Below are 20275 nucleotides of genomic sequence, written 5' to 3'. Positions count from 1 at the left end.
ACTGCACCGCCCTGACGCCGCTGCGCTGCACGCGGCTTCATGCGGACAGCCTGCGCAGCACCTTGCCCAGCACGTCCACCCCCGCCTCCAGCTCAGGAGGCGCGTGGGCCGCAAAGCCCATCAGAAAGCCGGGTGCGGGCGCATCGGCGGCATGCAGTGTGCTCAGGCCGAGCAGGTCGATGCCAGCGCGTTGCGCCGCGTCCACGGCCTCGGCCTCGGGCAGGGCGCGCACGAACGTGCAGGGCATCTGCATGCCGCCGGCCGGCACCTGTGGCGCAAGAAAGGCCGTCAGCTGCGAGTCCACCAGCGCGGCCAGCGTGTCGCGCCGCTGCGCGTAGACCGCGCGCATGGTGCGCACATGCGCACCGAAGTGACCGCCTTCGATGAAGCGCGCCAGCGTCAGCTGGGGGATGGGCGCGCTGTGGCCGTCGAGCAGGGTGCGCGCGGCCGTCATCGGCGCCACCAGCGCGGGAGGCAGCACCATGTAGCCGATGCGCAGACCCGGAAACAGCGATTTGGTGAACGTGCCGATGTAGATCGTGCGCTCGTGGCGATCAAGTCCCTGCACGCACGCGGTAGGCTTGCCGGCGTAGTGGAACTCGCTGTCGTAGTCGTCCTCGATGATCCAGCCCTGCTGTATCCGTGCCCACTCGATGAGCGCCAGCCGGCGCTCCAGCGACAACGTCACGCCGGTCGGAAACTGGTGCGAGGGGGTCAGAAACACCGCCCGCGCGCGGCTGCCGGGCGAGCGGCCGGCCTGCAGCAGGTGCGCCACCGCCAGCCCCTGTGCGTCCACCGGCACCGGCACGCAGTGCAGGCCGGCGGCCTGGAATGCCTTGCGTGCGCCGTGGTAGCCGGGATCTTCGATGTAGATGGACTCGCCGGCGTCGAGCAGTACGTTCGCGCACAGGCTCAGCGCCTGCTGTGAACTGGTCAGCACCAGGACCCGATCAGCGGTGGCGTGGGCACCGCGTTCAAGGTTGACGTAGTCGGCGATGGCCTGGCGAAGGGGGGCCATGCCCTGTGGCGGACTGTGCAGCAGCGCGCGCGTGCCGTGTTCCTTCACCACCTGGCGCTGCAACCGCTCCCAGGTCTGCAGGGGAAAACTGCGCGTCTCCGGCACGCCGGGTGCAAATGCGCGCGGGGCGACAAAGTCGCGCACGCCACCGCGTTCAAGCAGGGCGCTGCCGCGCTGGCTCAAGCGCGCGGTCGCGCACTCCGGGCCGGCAGGAGGTGGCGTGCTGCGTCCGCGTGCGCGTCCGGCGCGTGCGGAAACAAAGCTGCCGCTGCCGACGCGCCGATCAATGAAGCCCTCCGCATGCAGCTGGACGTAAGCGGCTTCCACGGTATCGCGCGACACCCCCAGCGATCGGGCGAGTGCGCGCGAGGCCGGCACCGCTTTGCCTGCGCTCAGGGCGCCGTCCAGGATCAGCTGGCGCAAGGCGCGCTGTACACGCAGGTGCAGCGGCGACGCTGCCTGCGTGGGGTCTGCCAGCGCGGCTTTCACCGACTCCAGTTGCGCGTGCTTGAACATTGGTCTGCTGGTCTGGCTGAAAGTGGAGGGGCTATTCCGGCCATTGTGAGGCTATAAATGCGTTCCGCAAAGCCCGCCGTTGTCTGGAGTTCTCCGTTGCGCATGGCCCGTGCCCCCATCACCGCTTCCACCGGCTGGAAGGATCTGCTGCATCCGGTCATTGCCGGGCTAATTTCCGTGATCGTCAATTACGGCGGTACCTTCATCCTGGTGTTCCAGGCGGCCCGAGGCGCAGGCCTGGGCCCTGAACTCACCGCTTCCTGGGTCTGGGCCGTCTCCATCGGGGTGGGCATCACCGGCATCGTGCTGAGCTGGCGGACACGGGCGCCGATCATCACCGCCTGGTCCACGCCGGCGGCCGCGTTTCTGGTCACCGCCCTGGCGACCACGCCGTATGCCGAGGCGGTAGGCGCCTACATGATCTCGGCCGCCGCGTTCGTGGTGCTCGGCCTGTCAGGTCTGTTCGAACGGGTGATCCGATTGATCCCAGCGTGCGTGACCGCCGGGCTGCTGGCCGGCATCCTGCTGCAGTTCGGCATCGGCGCGTTCGCCAGCGTGAGCGTGGACCCGGTGCTGGCCGCTGTTCTGATCGTCGCCTACCTGGCACTCAAGCGCGTTGCGCCGCGCTATGCGGTGGTGGGCATCCTGCTGCTTGGGCTGGCGCTGCTGCTGGTGCAGGGCCGGCTCGATACGAGCGGTGTGCGCCTGGCGCTGGCCGCACCGGTGTTCACGCTGCCGGGGTTCTCGTGCAACGCACTGCTCAGTGTCGCCCTGCCACTGTTTCTGATCACGCTGACCGGGCAGTACATGCCGGGCATGCTGGTGCTGCGCAATGATGGCTACACCACCAGTGCCAATCCCATCGTGACGCTCACCGGGCTGGGCTCGCTGGTGATGGCGCCGTTTGGCTCGCACGCGTTCAACATCGCGGCCATCACCGCAGCCATCTGCACCGGCCGGGAGGCCCATGAAGATCCCTCAAGGCGGTGGATTGCCGGCGTGGCCGCAGGCGTGTTCTACATTCTGGTCGGCGTGTTCGGGGTCACGCTGGCGTCCTTGTTCATGGCATTCCCCACAACGTTCATTGCCACCCTGGCCGGCTTGGCGTTGCTGGGCACCATTGGAGGCAGCCTCGCCAGTGCACTGGCCGAGGCGAGAACCCGCGAAGCGGCGATGATCACCTTCCTTGCCGCCTCGGCCAACATCACCCTGCTTGGCATCGGCGGTGCATTCTGGGGCTTGGTGATCGGGCTGGTCGCCTATGCGGTCCTGCATGGGCCGCTGCCGCGCACGACGTCCGCCGCATCCCCGGCGCCCTTGAACAGGAAACCACAGCCATGACCCACAGTTTCGATACTCCGACCGGCCACGACCAGCATGGCCGCTACCCGGAAGCGACCACTGTGGATGATTTCCGCCGCAACCTGGCTGCCGTGCAGGCGCGTATCGAGGCGGCCTGCCGCCGGGTCGACCGTGACCCGGCAACGGTGCGTCTGTTGCCGGTGAGCAAGACCAAGCCCGAGGCCAGCCTGCGGCTGGCCCACGCCGCCGGCTGCCGGATGCTCGGCGAGAACAAGGTGCAGGAAGCGCAGCGCAAGTGGGAGGCCATGCAGGATCTGGCCGACCTGCAGTGGTCGGTCATCGGCCATCTGCAGACCAACAAGGCCAAGCAGGTGGCGCGCTTTGCCAGCGAGTTCCAGGCACTGGACAGCCTGCGCGTGGCGCAGGCGCTGGAGCGCCGGCTGCAGATCGAGGGGCGTTCGCTGGATGTGTTCGTGCAGATCAACACCTCTGGTGAGGCCAGCAAGTACGGTCTTGCACCGGAGGATGCGCCCGCTTTCATCGATGCGTTACCCGCCTTTCCCGCGCTGCGGGTGCGCGGCCTGATGACCCTGGCGGTTTTTTCCAGCGAAGCAGAGCGGGTGCGGCGCTGCTTCATCGCACTGCGCCAGCTGCGCGACCGGCTGCGGCAACACGCGCCCGCCGGAATGAGTCTGGATGATCTGTCGATGGGCATGTCCGGTGACTTCGAGATCGCCATCGAGGAGGGCGCCACCGTGGTGCGGGTCGGGCAGGCCATCTTCGGTGCACGTCCGCTGCCGGACAGCCACTACTGGCCCGATGCAGCCGGCAGCGTCCTTTCATCCGGCTGACCGCGCTGCGCCGGTCGGACCCCTTTCACTTCATGCTCAAGGCACTGCCATGTATGACACCACGCTGACCCTGCAGGATTTCGACCCCGAACTGGCGCTGTCCATCACGCACGAAGGCAGACGCCAGGAGGATCACGTCGAGCTGATCGCCTCGGAGAACTACGCCAGTCCGCTGGTGATGGCGGTGCAGGATTCGCTGCTCACCAACAAGTACGCGGAGGGCTACCCTGGCAGGCGCTACTACAGCGGCTGCGAGCACGTGGACGTCGCCGAGCGCCTGGCCATCACGCGCGCCAAGGCCCTGTTCGACTGTGACTACGCCAACGTCCAGCCGCACGCCGGTGCGCAGGCCAACGCTGCCGTGTTTCTCGCCCTTACCCAACCGGGCGATACGGTGATGGGCATGAACCTGGCCCAGGGCGGCCACCTGACCCATGGCAATCCCTCCAACTTCTCCGGCAGGCACTACACGATCGTGCCCTATGGCCTCGATCCGGACACCGGCCTGATCGACTACGACGAGATGGCGCGCATCGCCCGTGTCACGCGGCCGAAGATGCTGATCGGCGGGTTCTCGGCCTATTCGCGCTTCAAGGACTGGGCGCGGATGCGGGCCATCGCCGATGAGGTCGGCGCGATCTTCTGGGTGGACATGGCCCATGTCGCCGGGCTGGTAGCAGCCGGTGAATATCCTGATCCGCTCCCGCATGCCCATGTGGTGACCAGCACGACCCACAAGACGCTGCGCGGGCCCCGCGGCGGCCTGATCCTGGCCAAGGGGCAGAGCGAGGCGTTCCATCGAAAACTGGATTCGGCCGTGTTTCCCGGCACGCAGGGCGGTCCCCTGATGCATGTCATCGCCGCCAAGGCGGTGGCCTTCAAGGAAGCATTGCAGCCAGGGTTCCGGACCTACCAGCGCCAGGTGGTCACCAATGCCCGTGCCATGGCCGAGGTGCTGCAGCAGCGCGGCTACACGATCGTTTCCGGCGGCACCGACAATCATCTGATGCTGATTGATCTGTCCACCCGGCCTTACACCGGCAAAGAGGCGGACGCCGCGTTGGCCGAGGCGTACATCACCACCAACAAGAACAGCGTCCCCAATGACCCGCGCTCGCCATTCGTCACCTCGGGTCTGCGCATCGGCACGCCCGCGGTAACCACGCGCGGTTTCGGTGTGGGCGAGTGCCAGCAGCTGGCAGGCTGGCTGTGCGATGTGCTCGATGCGCTCGAGCACGACGACGATGCGCGCATGGCGGTGCGCAATGCGGTGCGTGCGCAGGTGACGGCACTGTGCCGGCGCCATCCTGTCTATGGCTGAGCGGCGGGGCGCTGGCAAGGCGCCCCCACGTCATTGGCCTACAGCACGCCGATGGTCACCGCGCCAGGTATTACCTCGCCAGGCTGCGTGCCAGGGTCGGTGCCCTCGGCGTACACCGGCACCAGCCTGAGGGTGAGCGTGTCGTCACGCAGCAGCCCCAGACTCGCCAGTCTTCGCAGGGCAGGGCTCAGATTGACCGAGGCCGAATGGCGGTGTTCCCCCCCGCCATGATGCCCGCCGGGCAGGAAACCGAGCTCTGACACGAACTGCGGTGCTTCCGGCGAGGCATCGTCTGCAGTATCAGGAAGGTTGACGAACACGCGGACGCCAACGACGTGCGCGCTGAGGTGGATATCGTTCAGCACGGCATACACGTCATCGCCGGTACGCAGTGCGAGGTCGAGCGCACCGCCGCGTGCGGCACGCGGGAAGCGCAGTGCTGCCGCGGGCCCGACGCGTTGTGGGGATGCCACCTGCACGCGCGTGTCCGGCAATTGTCCGGTGGCAGACTGAAGCAGCCTCCGTGCGTCCCCCGTGGCCCCGGCGAGGTTCACATCAAGCAGTCTGTCGTACTGGTAGCCACGGCCCGTCGTGTCCAGCAGGTCGTCCACCTTCACGGTGTAGTGGCTGCCATCCATGCGCATGAAGTGGTTCCTGAACTGCATCTGTGACCAGAGTGGGTCGGTACTGTTCTGGCCTCGCCAGCTGGCCCAGATGCGGTCGACGTTGGTGTGATGGACCAGAAACAGCGGATCGCGGGCGGACTCGGGGCTGCTCATGAAGCCGGCGGCGCCGCCAGCAAGCAGGTGCAGCACATTGTGTAGGCTGCTCTCGAATTCGCCCGCGACCCCGCGCATGCCCAGCCATCGCGGGTCAAGCGTGTTCTGCCAGACCTCGTTGCCATCGACGGGGCGCGAAGAGGCAAACAGTTCGAACGATGGCTGTCTGAGCAATGAGGTGATGCGGGCGGTGCCGGCGATGCTGTCGGTGATCGTCAGCCGTGGCGACCGGATGCGCTCGGGGTCATCGCCCACGCCGGGAGAAACCAGCGGATTGGGCGCGCCATTGGCCAGCCTCGCGGTGAACGCGGTGGGATAGGTGCGCAATGCTGACCAGTCCCAGTAAGGCATCGCAAAGCGGGCGTTGCCGGTGTGGGCCATCACCATGTTCTCGATCATCTCGATGTAGGCACGGTGCCAGGGCAGGAAGTACCAGTTGAAGTGCTGGCACAGGTTGAAGCCCTCACGGGTGCCATGGATGGCGGCGATCGAGTTCCAGTTGGGCAGGCGGTCGTCTGGCCGGGCGCGCATGTCCTTGATGAACTGACGCAGTGAGAGCAACGTGTCATCGGTGTCGCGCAGCGTGGTGATGTCGCGCCGGGTGCGCGGCGGTGCGGCGGCTGCGCGCAGGCCCGGCAGGACGCCACTGAAGATGGCCACGGTCACCGCGCCGCGCTTGATCAGCTCTCTACGGTTGAGCATCGGAACTCCTGGGCGGGTATGCCTGGCGTGCGGTGCAGCGCTTCAGCGCTGCACCGCACGGTAGTGCGGGCACGTGTGCCCGCTCAGGGCACGCCGATGTCAACGGCTGCCGGCATGACCGTTCCCTCGCGCCTGCGCGGATCCAGGTCCTCGGGAAACACCGGGACGATCTGCAGGCTCAGAGCGTCGTCGATCAGAAGGTTCTGGCTGGCCAGGCGGCGCAGAGCCGGACCGAGATTGAGCGAGACCGAGAAACGGTCGTGTTCGGGGCTGTGGTGATGGCCGCTGATGAACGCGATCTCAGCGACGAACTGCGGTGCGCTGGTGGTGGCTTCTGCCGCCGAGCCTGGCAGGTTGACGAATACCCTGGCGCCGACGACGTGCGGACCCAAGGTGATGTCACGCAATACCGCATACACGTCATCGCCGGCCCGCAGCGCATAGGCCAATGCAGAGCCGGGCGCCAACTGCGGGAAGCGGAGCGGGGCCAGCGACCCGGCGCCGCGCGATGCAGGCAGCGCGCGCACGCGCTGGCCGGAGGGCAGCGGCGCGGGCAGCAGAAGGCGGCTGGCATCGCCAGCGCCGGGACGCACGGCCACGTCTTCGAGCTTGTCATAGGCGTAGCCGCGCTGGGTATTGTCGAGCAGATCGGCAACTTTGACCGAATACAGGCTTCCGTCGGCGCGGACGAAGTTGTTGGTGAACTCCATGTCCCGCCAGATCGACTCGAGCGGATTGACGCCGCGCCAGCTCGTCCAGAGCCGGTCCACGTTGGTATGGTGGACGATGAAGATCGGATCGTGCGCCGACTCGGCCCAGCCCATGTAGCCCTGGGTGTCATTCGGCTCGGCGCCACCCACCGCCAGATGCACGCGGTTGTGGGGCGCGGTTTCAAACTCACCCCAGGTGCCCTGCCGTGTCAGCCACGCCTGATCGGTATTGTTCTGGGGATTGTCCTGCTCATCCAGCGGCCGGCTGGAGCCGAACAGTTCAAAATTGGGTTCCTGCAGCAGCGTGACGATCCGCGCGCGGCCGACATCCGCGTCGGTCAGGGCGAGGGTCTTGCGCAGGCGCTTGGGGGCATCGCCTGAGGCGGGCGACTGCAGAGGATTGGGCAGGCCGTTGGCTATGGGCGCCGTAAAGGACGCCGGGTAGCTGCGCTGCTCTGTCCAGTTCCAGTAGGGCAACGCGAACTGCGTGTAGCCGGTCAGATCGATCACCAGGTTTTCGTACATCTCCATGTACGCGCGGTGCCACGGCAGGAAGAACCAGTTGCGGTGGGGGCACTTGTTGAATCCGTCGGTCAGGGTGCCGTGAATGGAGTACAGCGTGGCCCAGTTGGGCAGCTTGCCCGCAGGGCGTGCGCGCATTTCGGCGACGAACTGGCGGAGCGCCCGCAGGGTATCGTCATCATCGCTGAGCGTGGCGACATCGCGGCGGATCCGCAGCCCTTGCGCAGACACGCGCAGGCCGGGCAGAACGCCATTGAACACGGCCACGGTCAGTGCGCCCCCTTTGAGCAGCTCTCTACGATTCAACATCCAGGTGCCTCTTGGCGTGTGGTACGGCGACATTGATAGGCGCCTTCCATAGATGTGCAAAGAGGCATTGACGGCATGGCAGGAAGCGAGGGGCAGGCGCGCCACATGCTGGCGCTGTCCGAAGCGCCGCGCGACGCCTTTCCGCGCGCTCGGTCTTTCGGAATCGGCCATCCTCCAGCCGTCGCTGTGTCGACTGAGCAGCCCGCCGTTGTCGCAACAGGCTGCGCCGAACGGATGCTTTCGCGCGGAACAGGACGCCGCATGACGGGGATGGCCTCGATCGCGACGGACAGCCGACCGTTCTGGGATAGTGAAACTCAGACCAATCCGATGCCAGCACCGCTATGAAAGCTATACCAATCCTCCGCGTCACCGAGATGCTCGCCCAGCGCTATGCCCTGTGGGCGCGATCGGTGGTCCATTGCCCGCCAGTCCATGCTGACACCGGTTGCATGTATCAGGTGGAAAGCACCGATGGGCGGCAATGGTGCCTGCAGGTGAGCGACGAGGTGTTCGCGCGGAATGACGTTTTAGGCTCGCTTTTGATGCGTGAACCGCACCCGAGCCTTTGCGGCGAGCCGTCGGTATGTCATCGCGACCAGTACTGGACGCTGTTCGCGCTCGGCCAGGGGGAAAGCCGACGGGTTCCTGCGGCCGGGCCGTGGCCCAGTGCTGGTCTGGGACAGGCTGCCTCGCCGCCCCGGTTGCGCGCGGCCGATACGCGGGTGCTGGACCGGGTCGGCGGCTGGATCGCCCAGCCGGCAGGGCTGCCGACTGCCACCGACCCGTTCGGCGGGGCGTTTGTGCAGCAATGGCAGCAGGCATTGGCCCATGTGAAGCCATGGCATGCCTATGCCGAGGCACTGCACGACGCGCTGCAGGCCGAGATGCAGGCGCTTGGCTGCGGCGCCGATGATCCACGCTGGCTGCAGTGGGAGCAGTGCTGCCTGCTGCTGCACGCGCTGCAGGAACTGCAGCTGCTGTTGCTCGGTCCGCGCGCCCGCTTCCAACCACAGGCCATCCGCGATCAGGGCGTGCAGCGGCTGGCGGTGCTGCTGCCGCAGTTGCGGGTGACTCCCGCCAGGTCGGGTGAGGCGGAACAGACGGCTGCGCCGCTGGCGTCACTCGCCGGGTGCTGAGCCTGCTGTCGCGGCCCGGCTGGCGGCACGCCGGGCCAGTACCGCCTCGCGGTGGGCAATATAGGCATTGCTGGACAGGATGATGAGCGCGCCGATGACGGTCCAGCGGTCCAGCGTTTCGTCAAACAGCCACCATCCGAACAGGGTGACCAGTGGCAGCTGGGTGAAGCTGATCGGCGTCAAGGCCGAGACCTCGCCCAGCCGCAGCGCGCGCGTCCACAGCAGTTGCCCCACCGTCCCCATCACCCCGGTGGCGGCCAGCCACAGCCAGGCGATGCCACTGGGCCAGACCCAGACGAACAAGGCCGGCACCAGCGACAGCGGCACCCAGAACACATAGGTGTAGAACACCACCGTGTCTGCACTGTCCACGCGGGTGAGCTGCTTGATCTGGATGGCGACCAGTGAGCCGAGCACAGCGGCGGCCACGGCGACCAGGCTGCCGGCGCTGAAACCCGCGGTGCCGGGGCGCACGATGATCAGCACGCCGACAAAGCCGATCACCACGGCCGCCCAGCGCCGTACGCGCACCACCTCACCCAGCCACAGTACCGCGGCAATGGTCACAAACAGGGGCGTGGAGTAGGACAGCGACACCGCCTGCCCCAGTGACAGGTGGCCCAGTGCCCAGAATGCGCAGAGCATCGAACACAGGCCGATGGCGCTGCGCAGCAGGTATTGCGGCAACTGCCGAGTGCGCAGCGGCGCGCGGCCTGGCCGCAGCAGCATGGGCAGCAGCGCCAGCAGACCAAAGGCATTGCGGAAGAACGCCACTTCCTGCGTGGGCACATGCGCGGTGGCCAAGCGGATGGCCACCGCCATCAGGCCAAAGGCAAAGGTGCTGCCGAGCATCAGCCAGGCCGCGCGGACCGGCTGACTCAGGGGTGCTGCCGGGGCGCTCACCACTGGGCGCCGATCAGGCGCGGCTCCGGTTCGATCGGCACGCCGAAGGTCTCAAGGACCGAAGCGGAGATCTGCCGGGCCAGGGCCAGCAGCTCGGCGCCAGTGGCCTGGCCATGGTTCACCAGTACCAGCGCGTGGGCCGGTGACACGCCGGCGTCGCCCTCACGGTAGGCCTTCCAGCCGCAGTGCTCGATCATCCACGCCGCCGAGAGCTTGCGATGGTCTTCGCGGTCGGCCGGGAAAACCGGCAGCTGCGGGAAGTGCTGTTGCAGCAGTTCAACCTGCTCCAGCGGCAACTGCGGGTTTTTGAAGAAGCTGCCGGCATTGCCCAGTACATCCGGATCGGGCAGCTTGCGGCGGCGGATCGCGATGATGGCATTGGCCACATCCACTGCGGCGGGCAGCTCCACGCCCTGCGCAGTGAGCTCTTCGGCGATGCCGGCGTAGTCCATGCGCAGGTGATGCAGCAGCGGCAGGCGCAGTTCCACTGCCGTGATCAGGTAGCGGTCCGGTTCCTGCTTGAACACACTGTCACGGTAGCCAAACGCACACTGTTCAGCATCCAGGCGGACCCATTGGGCAGCCTGCTGATCCCACGCTTCCACGGTCTGGATGAACTCACCGACCTGCACGCCGTAGGCCCCGATGTTCTGGATCGGAGCGGCACCGACGGTGCCAGGAATCAGCGCCAGGTTCTCAAGCCCGGACAGGCCCTGCTGCAGCGATTCGACCACCAGCCCATGCCAACTCGCCCCGGCGCCGGCGCGCACCAGCGCGTGGTCCTGGCGATGTTCAATGATCTCCACGGTGGTGTTGGCAAACACCAGCACCGTGCCAGGCACCTGATCGGTGGACAGCAGCACGTTGCTGCCACTGCCGAGCACCAGCAGCGGGCCGTCGGCCACCTCGGGCAGTGCCAGCACCTGGGGCAGGCAGGCCGGGTCGTGCACGTGCACCAGCCGCTGGGCGCGGGCGGCCACGTGGAAGGTGTTCAGTGCCTGCAGCGAGGCATCGTACTGCAGGGTCCAGCCGTCCTGGGCGTTTACCGGCAGGCTCATCGCAACGGCTCCACCGCGCCACCACTGGGCGCCTCGCGGCGTCGACGGATCGCCTCCACGCACTCGGACACCAGTGCCGGCCCTCGGAACACCAGCCCGCTGTAGCACTGCACCAGCGAAGCACCGGCGGCCATCTTGGCCACCGCATCGGCACCGCAGGTGATGCCGCCCACACCGATCAGCGGCACGGCCTCGGGCAGGCGCGCGCGCAGGCGGCGCAGCACGACCGTGGACTGGTCCAGCAGCGGCGCACCGGACAGGCCGCCGGCTTCATTGGCACGCCGATCGCCGACCACGGCGCTGCGGTCGATGGTGGTGTTGGTGGCGATGACGCCGTCCACCTGCAGCTCGCCCAGCACCCGTGCAGCGGCATCGATGTCGCGCTCGCTCAGGTCGGGCGCCACCTTGACCAGCACCGGTACCCGGCGGCCATGGCGGGCGGCGAGCTGTTCCTGCCGCTCGCGGACGCCGGCCACCAGCTGGCGCAGCGCGTTTTCCTCCTGCAGCTCGCGCAGGCCGGCGGTGTTGGGCGAGGAAATATTGACGGTGATGTAGTCGGCCAGCGGATAGACCTTGTCCATGCAGGCCACGTAGTCATCCAGCGCCTGCTCGTTGGGCGTGTCCTTGTTCTTGCCGATGTTGATGCCAAGCACGCCGCGGCGGTCGCGCGCGCGCTCGACATTGCGCACCAGCACGTCGACGCCGTCGTTGTTGAAGCCCATGCGGTTGATCACCGCCTGATGGGCAGGCAGGCGGAACATGCGCGGGCGCGGATTGCCGGCCTGCGGACGCGGAGTGATGGTGCCGATCTCCACAAAGCCGAAGCCCAGTGCGAACAGGGCATCGATGTGGGCCCCGTTCTTGTCCAGCCCGGCAGCCAGACCCACCGGATTGGGAAACTCCAGACCCAGCGCCCGGGTCGGCAGCGGCGCGATGCGCGGGGCCAGCAGCGGCGTGGTACCCAGCCGATAGGCGGTATCCAGGCTGCGCAGGGTCAGTTCATGGGCGCGCTCGGCATCGAGCGAGAACAGCAGGGGGCGGGCGAACGAGTACATGGGGCAGATCAGTCCAGCGTGCCGAGAAACGCACGGGTTTGGTATTCAAAGGCAACCCGGCCGTCCACCGCCTGGGCATCGAACAGCGCACGCAGCGCCGCCAGCATCGGGGCATGGCCGGGCTGGCCGGCCACCGGTGCGTAGGAAGAGGAGAGCAGGCGACCACGCAGCGCGTCGAAGTCCAGCAGCTGCACATTGGCGAACTGCGCACTGGCCTGCAGGCCCGAGCCGAACCACGCGGCCATCTGCGCATCGCTCTGGTAGCGCTCGGCCACGGCCGAATAATCGGTGCCGTAGTCCAGCAGCAGCTGCTCGTAGCCACGCAGGAACCCACTGCCATCGAGCAGGCGCGAGTTCCAGTAGACCAGTACCCGGCCGCCAGGGGCGAGCACACGCTTCCACTCCGGCACGATGGCCGTGGTGTCAAACCAATGGAAAGCCTGGGCCGCGCTGATCAGCCCCACACTCGCATCTGCCAGCCCGGTGGCTTCGGCATTGCCGTCCACCGCAGCAAAGCGTGGCCAGTCCGGCGTCAGCCACTGCTCGGCCGCCTGGCGCATGGCGGCGTTGGGTTCCACCGCGATGACCGTATGGCCAGCCTGCAGCAAGGCCTGGCTGGAGATGCCGGTACCGGCACCGATATCGGCCACCACGCTGTCGACGGGCTCGCCGTGCTGCGCGTGCAGCCATTGCCAAAGCGCCGGCGGGTAACCGGGCCGGTAGCGCACATAGTCATCAACCCGGTTGCTGAAGCGGCTGGCCGAATCGGGGTGGGTCACATACACCTCGCAGGTCTGCAGGTGTGTACATGATAGGCGGTGTGCGCCGTTTAGCCCAAACGCCGAGCCTGCGGCTCAGCCCATCAGGACCTGGCCACCGTCGACGTTGAGCACGTGGCCGGTGATCCAGCCGGCCAGCGGCGAACACAGGAACAGCGCCGCATTGGCGATTTCCTCCGGATGCCCGAAGCGGCCAAACGGAATGCGCGCCAGCGTGGCCTCGTACAGCGCCGGCTCGTCCACACGGCGGCGCTCCCAGAGGCCGTCGGCGAAGCTGATCGAACCCGGCGCGATGGCGTTGACCCGGATCCGGTGCGGTGCCAGCGCCAGCGCCTGCGAGGTGGTGTAGTGGGAAAGCGCGGCCTTGGCTGCGGCATAGGGCGCACCGCCGGGGCGCGGTTGCTGGGCGGCGATCGAGGACAGATTGAGAATGCAGGCATCGGCCGAGGCCTGCAGCCAGGGCAGGGCCATCCGGCTGGCGCGTACCGCTGCCATCAGGTCGACCTGCAGGCTGGCAGCCCAGCCGTCCTCATCGTCGGCCATGCCATAGCCGGTCGCATTGTTGACCAGCACATCAATGCCGCCGAGTGCTTCGGCAGCCTGCTCAAGCCAGCGCTGGATCTGCCCGGCCTCGGCCAGGTCGGTGGACACCGCGTGCAGCGGCGTGCCCTGCGCAGCGGCATCGGCGAGCAGGGCATCGAGCCCTTGCTGGCCGCGCGCGCAGACCGAAACCTGCGCGCCTGCCGCGGCAAAGGCCAATGCCATGCAGCGGCCGATGCCCCTGCTGCCGCCGGCCACCAGCACCCGACGGCCTGAAAAATCCAGCACGGGCGGGGCAGGGGGCCGGGTCAGTTCCATCACAGGTCGAACTTGATGCCCTGGGCCAGCGGCAGCGAGTCGGAGTAGTTGATGGTGTTGGTCTGGCGGCGCATGTAGACCTTCCACGCGTCCGAGCCGGACTCGCGGCCACCGCCGGTGTCCTTCTCGCCACCGAAGGCGCCGCCGATCTCCGCACCGGAGGTGCCGATGTTGATGTTGGCGATGCCGCAGTCGCTGCCGGCCGCCGACAGGAACTTCTCGGCGGTCTTCAGGTTCTGGGTGAAGATCGAGGAGGACAGGCCCTGCGGCACACCGTTCTGCATCTCGATGGCCTCATCCAGCGTGTCATACGGCATCACATACAGGATCGGGGCGAAGGTTTCGTGCTGCACCACCGCGTCGCTGTTCTTCAGCCCGGTCACGATGGCCGGCAGCACGAAGTTGCCGGCACGGTCGATGCGGGTACCACCGGTCTCGATGGTGCCACCGGCGGCCTTGGCCTGGGCGATGGCATCGAGGAACTGCTGCACGGCCGCTTCGCTGTTGAGCGGGCCCATCAGGTTGGCCGCATCGGTGGGGTCACCGATCTTGCCTTCGACCTGCTTGTAGGCCTTGATCAGCGTGGCCAGCACGTCGGCGTAGATCGAGCGGTGCACGATCAGGCGGCGGGTGGTGGTGCAGCGCTGGCCGGCGGTGCCGACCGCACCGAAGACGATGCCCGGCACGGCCAGCTTCTGGTCGGCGGTCTCGTCCATGATGATGGCATTGTTGCCGCCCAGTTCCAGCAGGCAACGGCCCAGACGGCGGGCAACCTTTTCGTTGACCAGGCGGCCGACCTGGGTGGAGCCGGTGAAGCTGATCAGCGGCACGCGGCGGTCTTCGACCAGCGTTTCGGACAGTTCGGTGCCGGCATCGTTGATCAGGAAGAAGATGTCCGGGAAACCGGCTTCGCGCAGTGCGTCGTTGCAGATCTTCATCGAGGCGATGGCGGTCAGCGGCGTCTTGTTGGACGGCTTCCAGATGCAGATGTCACCACAGATGGCGGCCAGGAACGCGTTCCAGCTCCACACCGCCACCGGGAAGTTGAACGCCGAGATGATGCCCACCAGGCCCAGCGGATGGTACTGCTCGTACATGCGGTGGCCGGGGCGCTCGGAATGCATGGTGTAGCCGTACAGCATGCGGCTCTGGCCCACGGCGAAGTCGGCGATGTCGATCATCTCCTGCACTTCGCCGTCGCCCTCGGGCTTGCTCTTGCCCATTTCCAGCGCGACCAGCGAGCCCAGCGCATCCTTGTTGGCGCGCAGCGCTTCGCCGCACAGGCGCACGGCTTCGCCACGGCGCGGGGCCGGGGTGGTGCGCCAGGTCTTGAAGGCTTCCTGCGCGCGGGCGATGACGGTTTCGTACTCGGCCGCGGTGGTCGCGCGGACCTGGGCGATGGCCTGGCCGGTGGTCGGGTTGACCGGGGTGATCAGCTCGCCGTCGGTGGCGGTGGACCACTGGCCGTTGCCGAGATAGGTGCCGGCGTTGATCGCATCCAGGCCGAGGGCCTTGAGCAGCTCAGAGGACATGCTTACTCCTGTTTTCCTGCGTGTGTCTGGGAAGCCGGGCCGCGTGCAGCAGGGGGCGGTCAGCCAAACGCCGATGGTAACAGAGGGTCCGGTTTCGGCTTTGCGCGCTGCAGCGACGAGCGGCGGGCGGCCATGACTGCAGGGGAGGTGGCCGCGCGCGCTGCATCCCTGTATCCTTCACGGCTGCCGATGGCCCCGTAGCTCAGCTGGATAGAGCGTCCCCCTCCTAAGGGGAAGGTCGCCCGTTCGAATCGGGCCGGGGTCACCACGACCAATGACTTATCGGATGGCAGTGGCGGCGCTTTTCACACTGTTTCCCACATATCCACAGTACTTGGTCCCAGCGGTCCCAAGCCTCAGGTCAATACCTCGGTTTGGACACCGCCTCTTCGTCGCCGTCCGGCGTCAGAAGTGACCTGCCTCCGCTGGCCCAAAGGCGGCAGACGATGCGCGGTTAGCAGACCGGCTCAAGAGCCCGGCAGACCTTTCGGTCTCCGCGCACCGCCCGCCATGGAGCACAGGCAAGCACGCCACCGCCGATACCCGGCACCGAGGCACCGGATATCGGTCGATGGACGCTGGCGCGTCTTGAGAGAGCTGCTAAGCCCCGGTCGCCGATTGGGCGGCGACACGCAGAACGCTACGTGAGCTTGCTGGCAGCGGTAAAGCGACCAGGAGAGTCAGGATGCTGCTCCGTACCGGGGCCCGCTCCCCGTCTGCACGCTGCGGTGCTGCTGCCGGCCGCCACCGCCAGCCACGCCGCCCTTCCCCAGCTCAGCGCCCTTTGACCCGAGGGCATCGACGTGCATGCCGATGCCGGCGGCCCGGTCTTCGTGCAGGGCCGGGAAGCCAAGCTCAAGCGCTTCAGCGACGCGTATTACCAGGCCCGCGACGCGCGCACCGCGCTGGGGCTCTCGCTCAGTGTTGCCCCTGATGGCTCGCCACGCCTGAGCTACACCGGTCCGAAGGGCGCCAACGATGTCTGCATGATCAGCGGCGCAGGACCGGCAGGCACGCCGGATGTCAGCACGCCGCCAGCGGACGGTTGTCGTCCCGGACCTGAGGGCCATGAACCGCTGCCCTCGGTGGTGACCTGCGAATCCACTAGCCAGCAACAGCACTCCGGGGGAATGGATACACGCGGCACGGTGGTGGTGTGCCGCCTCAATGGCGGGCGCCCGGGCGCAGCAGCGCTGGGCGCCGGGTGCCCACCCATCGTCTCATTCCAGCCTGACATGCAGAGCGCGTATGGTCATGTCTGGACCTTCGGGGCAGGACGCAATGAGCAAACGGCTTCATACCTCCGGCGCCGATGTGCGCTGGTTGAGTTTCAGGCTGCGCAACGGGCAGTCGATCGGGCCGGACAAGCTGCAGGCAGGCTGGAACAATGCTGCCGCTGCAGACGGATGCAGCGTTCGCCGCGAGCGTCTGGACGAGGGCGGGGTGGTCTATGCGCTGTACGGCCCTTCCACGCTCAATGCGCCACATGCGGTGGAGCTGCGCATGCGCCGCTTTCTGATGGATCACGGTTACGTGTTCAGCATGGGCACGATGGGCGCGCGCTAGTCGGCGTGCATGCGACGCGGCCTGCACATTGTCTGCACCCGCCCGTCGCACTCGACACGGCAGGGTGGGGCCAAGCCTGCTGGTTGCAGGCGTTGCACAGGAGCCTGTACCCATGAATACCCCTGGTAAGCCCAAGCCGTCGCGCTGGCAGCGCAGCGGTCTGCTGATCGCGCTCGGGATCGCCGTGCTGGCCGTTTTGTTCATGTTGTTCGCGCGCTGGTAGCAGCGCCTCCGGTCGCTTGCGACCAGTCCTATATCGACCGCCGGGGGCGGGGCCTAGAGTGCCGGCTGGCATTAACAAGCCTCTCCCCCTTCCTCGGTGCCCTGCGTGGCGCCGATCTGACCAAGCGAGTCGATTACATGCGCACTGCTGCATTGCTGTCCCTTTCTGTCCTGGCCCTGGCCTGCGCGGCCTCCACTTCAGCCATGGCGGCCCCGGCTGACGAAGCTGGCTACTACATCGCTGGCCGTGTCATCGGTGCCGAGCACAAGGCGCGCGACATGGCCGCCAGCGCGCGTCCGGGGATCGGCAGCTTCGTGCCGGGTCAGGAAAAGCAGAAGTTCACCACCGGCTCGGTGGCCGCAGGCTACCAGTACGGCAACGGTTGGCGTGTGGAAGGCGAATACGTGCTGCCGAAGACCGATACCTTTACCAGCGGCTCGACCACGTTCCCGCTCAGCAACAATGTGAACTACATTGAAGCCCAGCGCTTCATGGCCAATGCGTACCGCGATTTCCCGATCTACGAGGGCGTGTCGGTGTACGGCTCGCTCGGTCTGGGCGTCACCCGCCTGAAGTCCGATGGCTGGCAGGGCATGCCGACCCGCATGTACAACGTCGGTCGCCAGAACAACCTGACCTGGTCGGTGGGCGCAGGTGTGTCGTATGCCCCGATCGAGCAGCTGACCCTGGACCTGGGCTACCGCTACACCGATATGGGTCAGGCCCAGAGCGGCTGGAATGCGTTCCCGAATGCCCGTGGTCTGCAGGACGAGATCATGCGCGCCAATCTGGTGTCCAGCGAAATCTACCTGGGCGCCCGCTACAGGTTCTGACCGTCGTGCGCTCGCCCTGCTGCTGTACCGCAGTGGGGCGGGTGCGCTTACGATGGCCAGACGCCACCCTTACGGACACGCACGATGCAGTCAGCCATGCAGGTGATCAGCGCCCTGGCCAGCGAGATTCTGCTGGTGCCGGTGACGCTGCTGCCGATCATCAACCCGTTGAGCTCGGCATCGGTGTTCGTCGGGCTGGTCGGTGCGCGGGAAGGGTTGGCCAGACAGCTGGCGCGACAGATCGCCATCAACAGTTTTGTGATGATCGTGGCCACCATGTTGGTGGGCACCTACGTGCTCACCCTGTTCGGCATTTCGCTGCCGGTGGTACGCATCGGCGGTGGCCTGCTGGTGGCGGCCACTGCATGGCGCATGCTGGGTGCCCGCGCTGATTCACCGCCGTCGCCGGCGGAAGAGCAGGCAGCCGCGCTCAGTGATGAGCAGCCGCTGCAGCAGGCGTTCTATCCCATGACCTTCCCGCTGACCACCGGGCCGGGCACGCTGGCGGCCTGCGTCACGCTGGGCGCGCACAGCGGCACGGTAACGCCGCTGCACATGGTGTCCGGCGTGCTGGTGGCCATCGGCGGGGCGCTGCTGGTGGTGCTGGTGGTCTATTACACGCTGCGCAACGCCATCAAGCTGGTGACCCGCATCGGGCCTAACGGCGCGGTGGTGATGCAGCAGCTGGTGGCCTTCGTGCTGCTGTGCATCGGCATCCAGCTGGTGTGGGCAGGCTGGCTCGATCTCACCGCCAGCGGTGCCGCAGCATGATGGCAGCCTGCCACTCAGCGGGCGGTGAGCAGGTCGAACAGCTGCCGCAGCCGGTAGGGCTTGGGCAGGAACTCGACGTTGTCCGGCAGCGGCGGCAACTGCGAGCGCGCGTAGCCGGAGGACAGGATCATCCGCGCCGAGGGCTGCCGCTGCGCCACGTACTCGCTCAGCTCGATGCCGGACATGCCGTTGGGCATGCTGACGTCACTGAAAACAACGTCGAACGGGGCACCTTCTTCCAGCAGCGCCAGAGCCCCGTGCCCGTCGCTGGTGGTCTCGACCTCGATGCCGAGATCGTTCAGGGCCACACCTATCATCTCGCGCAGGTCTGGCTGGTCCTCGACCATCAGTACGCGGATCGAATCGGTCATGGTGAAGCATCCTCCGTTGCGGGAAGCAGCAGGCTGACCGTGGTGCCGACACCGGGCTTGGTGGACACATCAACGAAGCCGCCGCTCTGGGTGGTAAAACCGAACACCTGGCTCAGGCCCAGACCGCTGCCCTGGCCGATGTCCTTGGTGGTGAAGAAAGGTTCGCTGGCCCGCTCGGCGATATCCGGGGGCATACCCCGTCCATCATCGCAGACATTCAAGGCCACGTAACGCCGACGCAGTGGCTGTTCAGCATCCGGGTCCAGGCGCTCTTCCAGCGTGGCGGCCACCAGGATGCGCCCGCCCTCGGGCATCGCTTCGCAGGCGTTGATGACCAGGTTGGTCAGTGCCGCCTGCAATTGGGTGGGGTCTACCAGCACCTCGGGCAAGGCTGCATCCAGCGCGAACTGCAGCTGCACGTTGCCGTGGCAGGAGCGTTTGAGCATGCCCTCCCACTGCGGAATCAGGCTGGACAGCTGGACCTGGTCGCCGACCAGGGTCTGCCCGGCAGCAAAAGCGAGCAACTGCCGGGTGAGGTGTGCGCCGCGATCGCTGGCGGCCTGCGCCCGGTCCAGCAGGCCACCGGCACGTGGGTCGTCGCCCACCCGCACCGACAGCAGGTCCAGGGCGTTGCCGATGGTGGTGAGCAGGTTGTTGAACTCGTGCGCCAGGCCGCGGCTCAGCTGGGCCACGCCCTCGAACTTCTGGCTCTGGCGAAGCGCCCGCTGGGCATCGCGCAGCAGGCGCTGGGCCTGCCAGTTTTCGGTGACATCGCGGGTGATCTTGACGAACCCCAGCAAAGTGCCATTGTCGATGACCGGCTCGATCACGATGCTGGCACGGAAGCGGCTGCCGTCCTTGCGCACCCGCCAGCCTTCCGTGCTGTGGCGGCCGGCCTGCCGAGCCTGTTCAAGCAGGCGCAATGGCGCGCCGGCATCGCGGTCGGCCGGCAGGTAGAAGCGCCCGAAATGCGTGCCGATGACTTCCTCGGCGGTGTAGCCCTTGATGCGCTGGGCACCCGGGTTCCAGCTGCAGACGATACCGTCGCAGTCCAGCAGGTAGAGCGCATGATCGTGCACGCTGTCGATCAATAGACGCAGCTGGCGGCTCGGATCGCTGAGCACGGAATCAGGCTGGAAGGCAATGGCCACGCATTT

At 67.1% G+C, this 20275-nt stretch carries 18 protein-coding genes and 1 tRNA gene; 8 read left to right on the top strand and 11 right to left on the bottom strand.

The window, feature by feature from the left end; translation table 11 throughout:
- Nucleotides 1-37: 37 nt before the first annotated feature.
- Nucleotides 38-1534 carry a PLP-dependent aminotransferase family protein gene (locus tag RZA67_RS09275; RefSeq protein WP_317212459.1) on the bottom strand — a complete coding sequence of 499 codons (1497 nt, stop codon included), beginning with the start codon at nucleotides 1532-1534 and terminating at the stop codon, nucleotides 38-40.
- Nucleotides 1535-1636: 102 nt separating this feature from the next.
- Between RZA67_RS09275 and RZA67_RS09270 the strand changes: the two genes are divergently transcribed.
- From RZA67_RS09270 to glyA, 3 genes are read left to right on the top strand one after another with little or no spacing between them, the layout of a single operon-like run.
- Complete coding sequence (locus tag RZA67_RS09270; RefSeq protein ID WP_317212458.1) at nucleotides 1637-2875, top strand: benzoate/H(+) symporter BenE family transporter; 1239 nt, start codon at nucleotides 1637-1639, stop codon at nucleotides 2873-2875.
- Nucleotides 2872-3687 (top strand): YggS family pyridoxal phosphate-dependent enzyme, encoded by an 816-nt coding sequence (locus tag RZA67_RS09265; RefSeq protein ID WP_317212457.1) that lies wholly within the window; start codon nucleotides 2872-2874, stop codon nucleotides 3685-3687. Before RZA67_RS09270 ends, RZA67_RS09265 begins: the two co-directional genes overlap by 4 nt.
- Nucleotides 3688-3736: 49 nt before the next feature.
- Nucleotides 3737-5008: a serine hydroxymethyltransferase gene (glyA, locus tag RZA67_RS09260; protein ID WP_317212456.1), complete on the top strand. Its 1272-nt coding sequence runs from the start codon at nucleotides 3737-3739 to the stop codon at nucleotides 5006-5008.
- A 38-nt stretch (nucleotides 5009-5046) separates the two neighbouring features.
- On the opposite strand, the gene RZA67_RS09255 is transcribed toward glyA, so the two are convergent.
- Complete coding sequence (locus RZA67_RS09255; RefSeq protein ID WP_317212455.1) at nucleotides 5047-6489, bottom strand: tyrosinase family protein; 1443 nt, start codon at nucleotides 6487-6489, stop codon at nucleotides 5047-5049.
- 83 nt (nucleotides 6490-6572) lie between these two features.
- Nucleotides 6573-8201, bottom strand: a complete 1629-nt coding sequence (locus RZA67_RS09250; protein ID WP_317212454.1) for a tyrosinase family protein — start codon at nucleotides 8199-8201, stop codon at nucleotides 6573-6575.
- Nucleotides 8202-8575: 374 nt separating this feature from the next.
- Here RZA67_RS09250 and RZA67_RS09245 point away from each other — a divergent pair, with 374 nt between their 5' ends.
- Entirely contained in the window at nucleotides 8576-9169 is a 594-nt protein-coding gene (locus RZA67_RS09245) for a hypothetical protein (protein ID WP_317212453.1), read from the top strand.
- Here RZA67_RS09245 and RZA67_RS09240 read toward each other — a convergent pair.
- The 6 genes from RZA67_RS09240 to RZA67_RS09215 form a co-directional block, all read right to left on the bottom strand.
- Complete coding sequence (locus tag RZA67_RS09240; RefSeq protein WP_317212452.1) at nucleotides 9152-10021, bottom strand: DMT family transporter; 870 nt, start codon at nucleotides 10019-10021, stop codon at nucleotides 9152-9154. The genes RZA67_RS09245 and RZA67_RS09240 overlap by 18 nt on opposite strands.
- 47 nt (nucleotides 10022-10068) lie before the next feature.
- The gene (murB, locus tag RZA67_RS09235) at nucleotides 10069-11130 is read right to left on the bottom strand and encodes a UDP-N-acetylmuramate dehydrogenase (protein ID WP_317212450.1); all 1062 of its coding nucleotides are present in this window, start codon (nucleotides 11128-11130) and stop codon (nucleotides 10069-10071) included.
- Nucleotides 11127-12185, bottom strand: coding sequence for a quinone-dependent dihydroorotate dehydrogenase (locus RZA67_RS09230; RefSeq protein WP_317212448.1), 1059 nt, complete (start codon nucleotides 12183-12185; stop codon nucleotides 11127-11129). Before RZA67_RS09230 ends, murB begins: the two co-directional genes overlap by 4 nt.
- Before the next feature lie 8 nt (nucleotides 12186-12193).
- Complete coding sequence (locus tag RZA67_RS09225) at nucleotides 12194-12964, bottom strand: class I SAM-dependent methyltransferase (protein WP_317212447.1); 771 nt, start codon at nucleotides 12962-12964, stop codon at nucleotides 12194-12196.
- A 75-nt stretch (nucleotides 12965-13039) separates the two neighbouring features.
- Nucleotides 13040-13822, bottom strand: a complete 783-nt coding sequence (locus RZA67_RS09220) for an SDR family oxidoreductase (protein WP_317212446.1) — start codon at nucleotides 13820-13822, stop codon at nucleotides 13040-13042.
- Nucleotides 13822-15354 carry an aldehyde dehydrogenase family protein gene (locus RZA67_RS09215; RefSeq protein ID WP_317212445.1) on the bottom strand — a complete coding sequence of 511 codons (1533 nt, stop codon included), beginning with the start codon at nucleotides 15352-15354 and terminating at the stop codon, nucleotides 13822-13824. The genes RZA67_RS09220 and RZA67_RS09215 overlap by 1 nt, the downstream gene beginning before the upstream one ends.
- Nucleotides 15355-15545: 191 nt before the next feature.
- On the opposite strand from RZA67_RS09215, the gene RZA67_RS09210 reads away from it, so the two are divergent.
- The 4 genes from RZA67_RS09210 to RZA67_RS09195 all read left to right on the top strand — a co-directional run bounded on the left by RZA67_RS09210 (nucleotide 15546) and on the right by RZA67_RS09195 (nucleotide 18747).
- Nucleotides 15546-15622, top strand: a tRNA-Arg gene (locus RZA67_RS09210).
- Nucleotides 15623-16635: 1013 nt separating this feature from the next.
- Entirely contained in the window at nucleotides 16636-16920 is a 285-nt protein-coding gene (locus RZA67_RS09205) for a hypothetical protein (RefSeq protein ID WP_317212444.1), read from the top strand.
- Between the two features lie 360 nt (nucleotides 16921-17280).
- On the top strand, nucleotides 17281-17976 hold the full coding sequence (locus RZA67_RS09200) for an outer membrane beta-barrel protein (RefSeq protein ID WP_317212443.1): 696 nt from the start codon (nucleotides 17281-17283) through the stop codon (nucleotides 17974-17976).
- 96 nt (nucleotides 17977-18072) lie between these two features.
- Nucleotides 18073-18747: a MarC family protein gene (locus tag RZA67_RS09195; RefSeq protein WP_317212442.1), complete on the top strand. Its 675-nt coding sequence runs from the start codon at nucleotides 18073-18075 to the stop codon at nucleotides 18745-18747.
- Between the two features lie 14 nt (nucleotides 18748-18761).
- Here RZA67_RS09195 and RZA67_RS09190 read toward each other — a convergent pair whose 3' ends face one another.
- Nucleotides 18762-19118 (bottom strand): response regulator, encoded by a 357-nt coding sequence (locus RZA67_RS09190; RefSeq protein WP_317212441.1) that lies wholly within the window; start codon nucleotides 19116-19118, stop codon nucleotides 18762-18764.
- On the bottom strand, nucleotides 19115-20242 hold the full coding sequence (locus RZA67_RS09185; protein WP_317213974.1) for an ATP-binding protein: 1128 nt from the start codon (nucleotides 20240-20242) through the stop codon (nucleotides 19115-19117). The genes RZA67_RS09190 and RZA67_RS09185 overlap by 4 nt, the downstream gene beginning before the upstream one ends.
- Nucleotides 20243-20275: the final 33 nt, after the last annotated feature.

Origin of the sequence: Stenotrophomonas sp. C3(2023) (genome assembly GCF_032911385.1) — a bacterium.
Classification (GTDB): domain Bacteria; phylum Pseudomonadota; class Gammaproteobacteria; order Xanthomonadales; family Xanthomonadaceae; genus Stenotrophomonas.
The sequence above is the reverse complement of the archived record's forward strand: the minus strand, read 5'-3'. Positions and strand labels throughout refer to the sequence as shown.

Excerpts from the sequence above, each read along its gene's own strand:
- RZA67_RS09205 (WP_317212444.1), top strand. The coding sequence starts at position 16,636 with ATGAGCAAACGGCTTCATACCTCCGGCGCCGATGTGCGCTGGTTGAGT.
- RZA67_RS09240 (WP_317212452.1), bottom strand. The coding sequence starts at position 10,021 with ATGCTCGGCAGCACCTTTGCCTTTGGCCTGATGGCGGTGGCCATCCGC.
- RZA67_RS09230 (WP_317212448.1), bottom strand. The coding sequence starts at position 12,185 with ATGTACTCGTTCGCCCGCCCCCTGCTGTTCTCGCTCGATGCCGAGCGC.
- RZA67_RS09255 (WP_317212455.1), bottom strand. The coding sequence starts at position 6,489 with ATGCTCAACCGTAGAGAGCTGATCAAGCGCGGCGCGGTGACCGTGGCC.
- RZA67_RS09250 (WP_317212454.1), bottom strand. The coding sequence starts at position 8,201 with ATGGCCGATTCCGAAAGACCGAGCGCGCGGAAAGGCGTCGCGCGGCGC.
- RZA67_RS09275 (WP_317212459.1), bottom strand. The coding sequence starts at position 1,534 with ATGTTCAAGCACGCGCAACTGGAGTCGGTGAAAGCCGCGCTGGCAGAC.
- murB (WP_317212450.1), bottom strand. The coding sequence starts at position 11,130 with ATGAGCCTGCCGGTAAACGCCCAGGACGGCTGGACCCTGCAGTACGAT.
- RZA67_RS09270 (WP_317212458.1), top strand. The coding sequence starts at position 1,637 with ATGGCCCGTGCCCCCATCACCGCTTCCACCGGCTGGAAGGATCTGCTG.
- RZA67_RS09200 (WP_317212443.1), top strand. The coding sequence starts at position 17,281 with ATGCGCACTGCTGCATTGCTGTCCCTTTCTGTCCTGGCCCTGGCCTGC.
- glyA (WP_317212456.1), top strand. The coding sequence starts at position 3,737 with ATGTATGACACCACGCTGACCCTGCAGGATTTCGACCCCGAACTGGCG.
- RZA67_RS09245 (WP_317212453.1), top strand. The coding sequence starts at position 8,576 with ATGCGTGAACCGCACCCGAGCCTTTGCGGCGAGCCGTCGGTATGTCAT.
- RZA67_RS09220 (WP_317212446.1), bottom strand. The coding sequence starts at position 13,822 with ATGGAACTGACCCGGCCCCCTGCCCCGCCCGTGCTGGATTTTTCAGGC.
- RZA67_RS09215 (WP_317212445.1), bottom strand. The coding sequence starts at position 15,354 with ATGTCCTCTGAGCTGCTCAAGGCCCTCGGCCTGGATGCGATCAACGCC.
- RZA67_RS09265 (WP_317212457.1), top strand. The coding sequence starts at position 2,872 with ATGACCCACAGTTTCGATACTCCGACCGGCCACGACCAGCATGGCCGC.
- RZA67_RS09195 (WP_317212442.1), top strand. The coding sequence starts at position 18,073 with ATGCAGGTGATCAGCGCCCTGGCCAGCGAGATTCTGCTGGTGCCGGTG.
- RZA67_RS09190 (WP_317212441.1), bottom strand. The coding sequence starts at position 19,118 with ATGACCGATTCGATCCGCGTACTGATGGTCGAGGACCAGCCAGACCTG.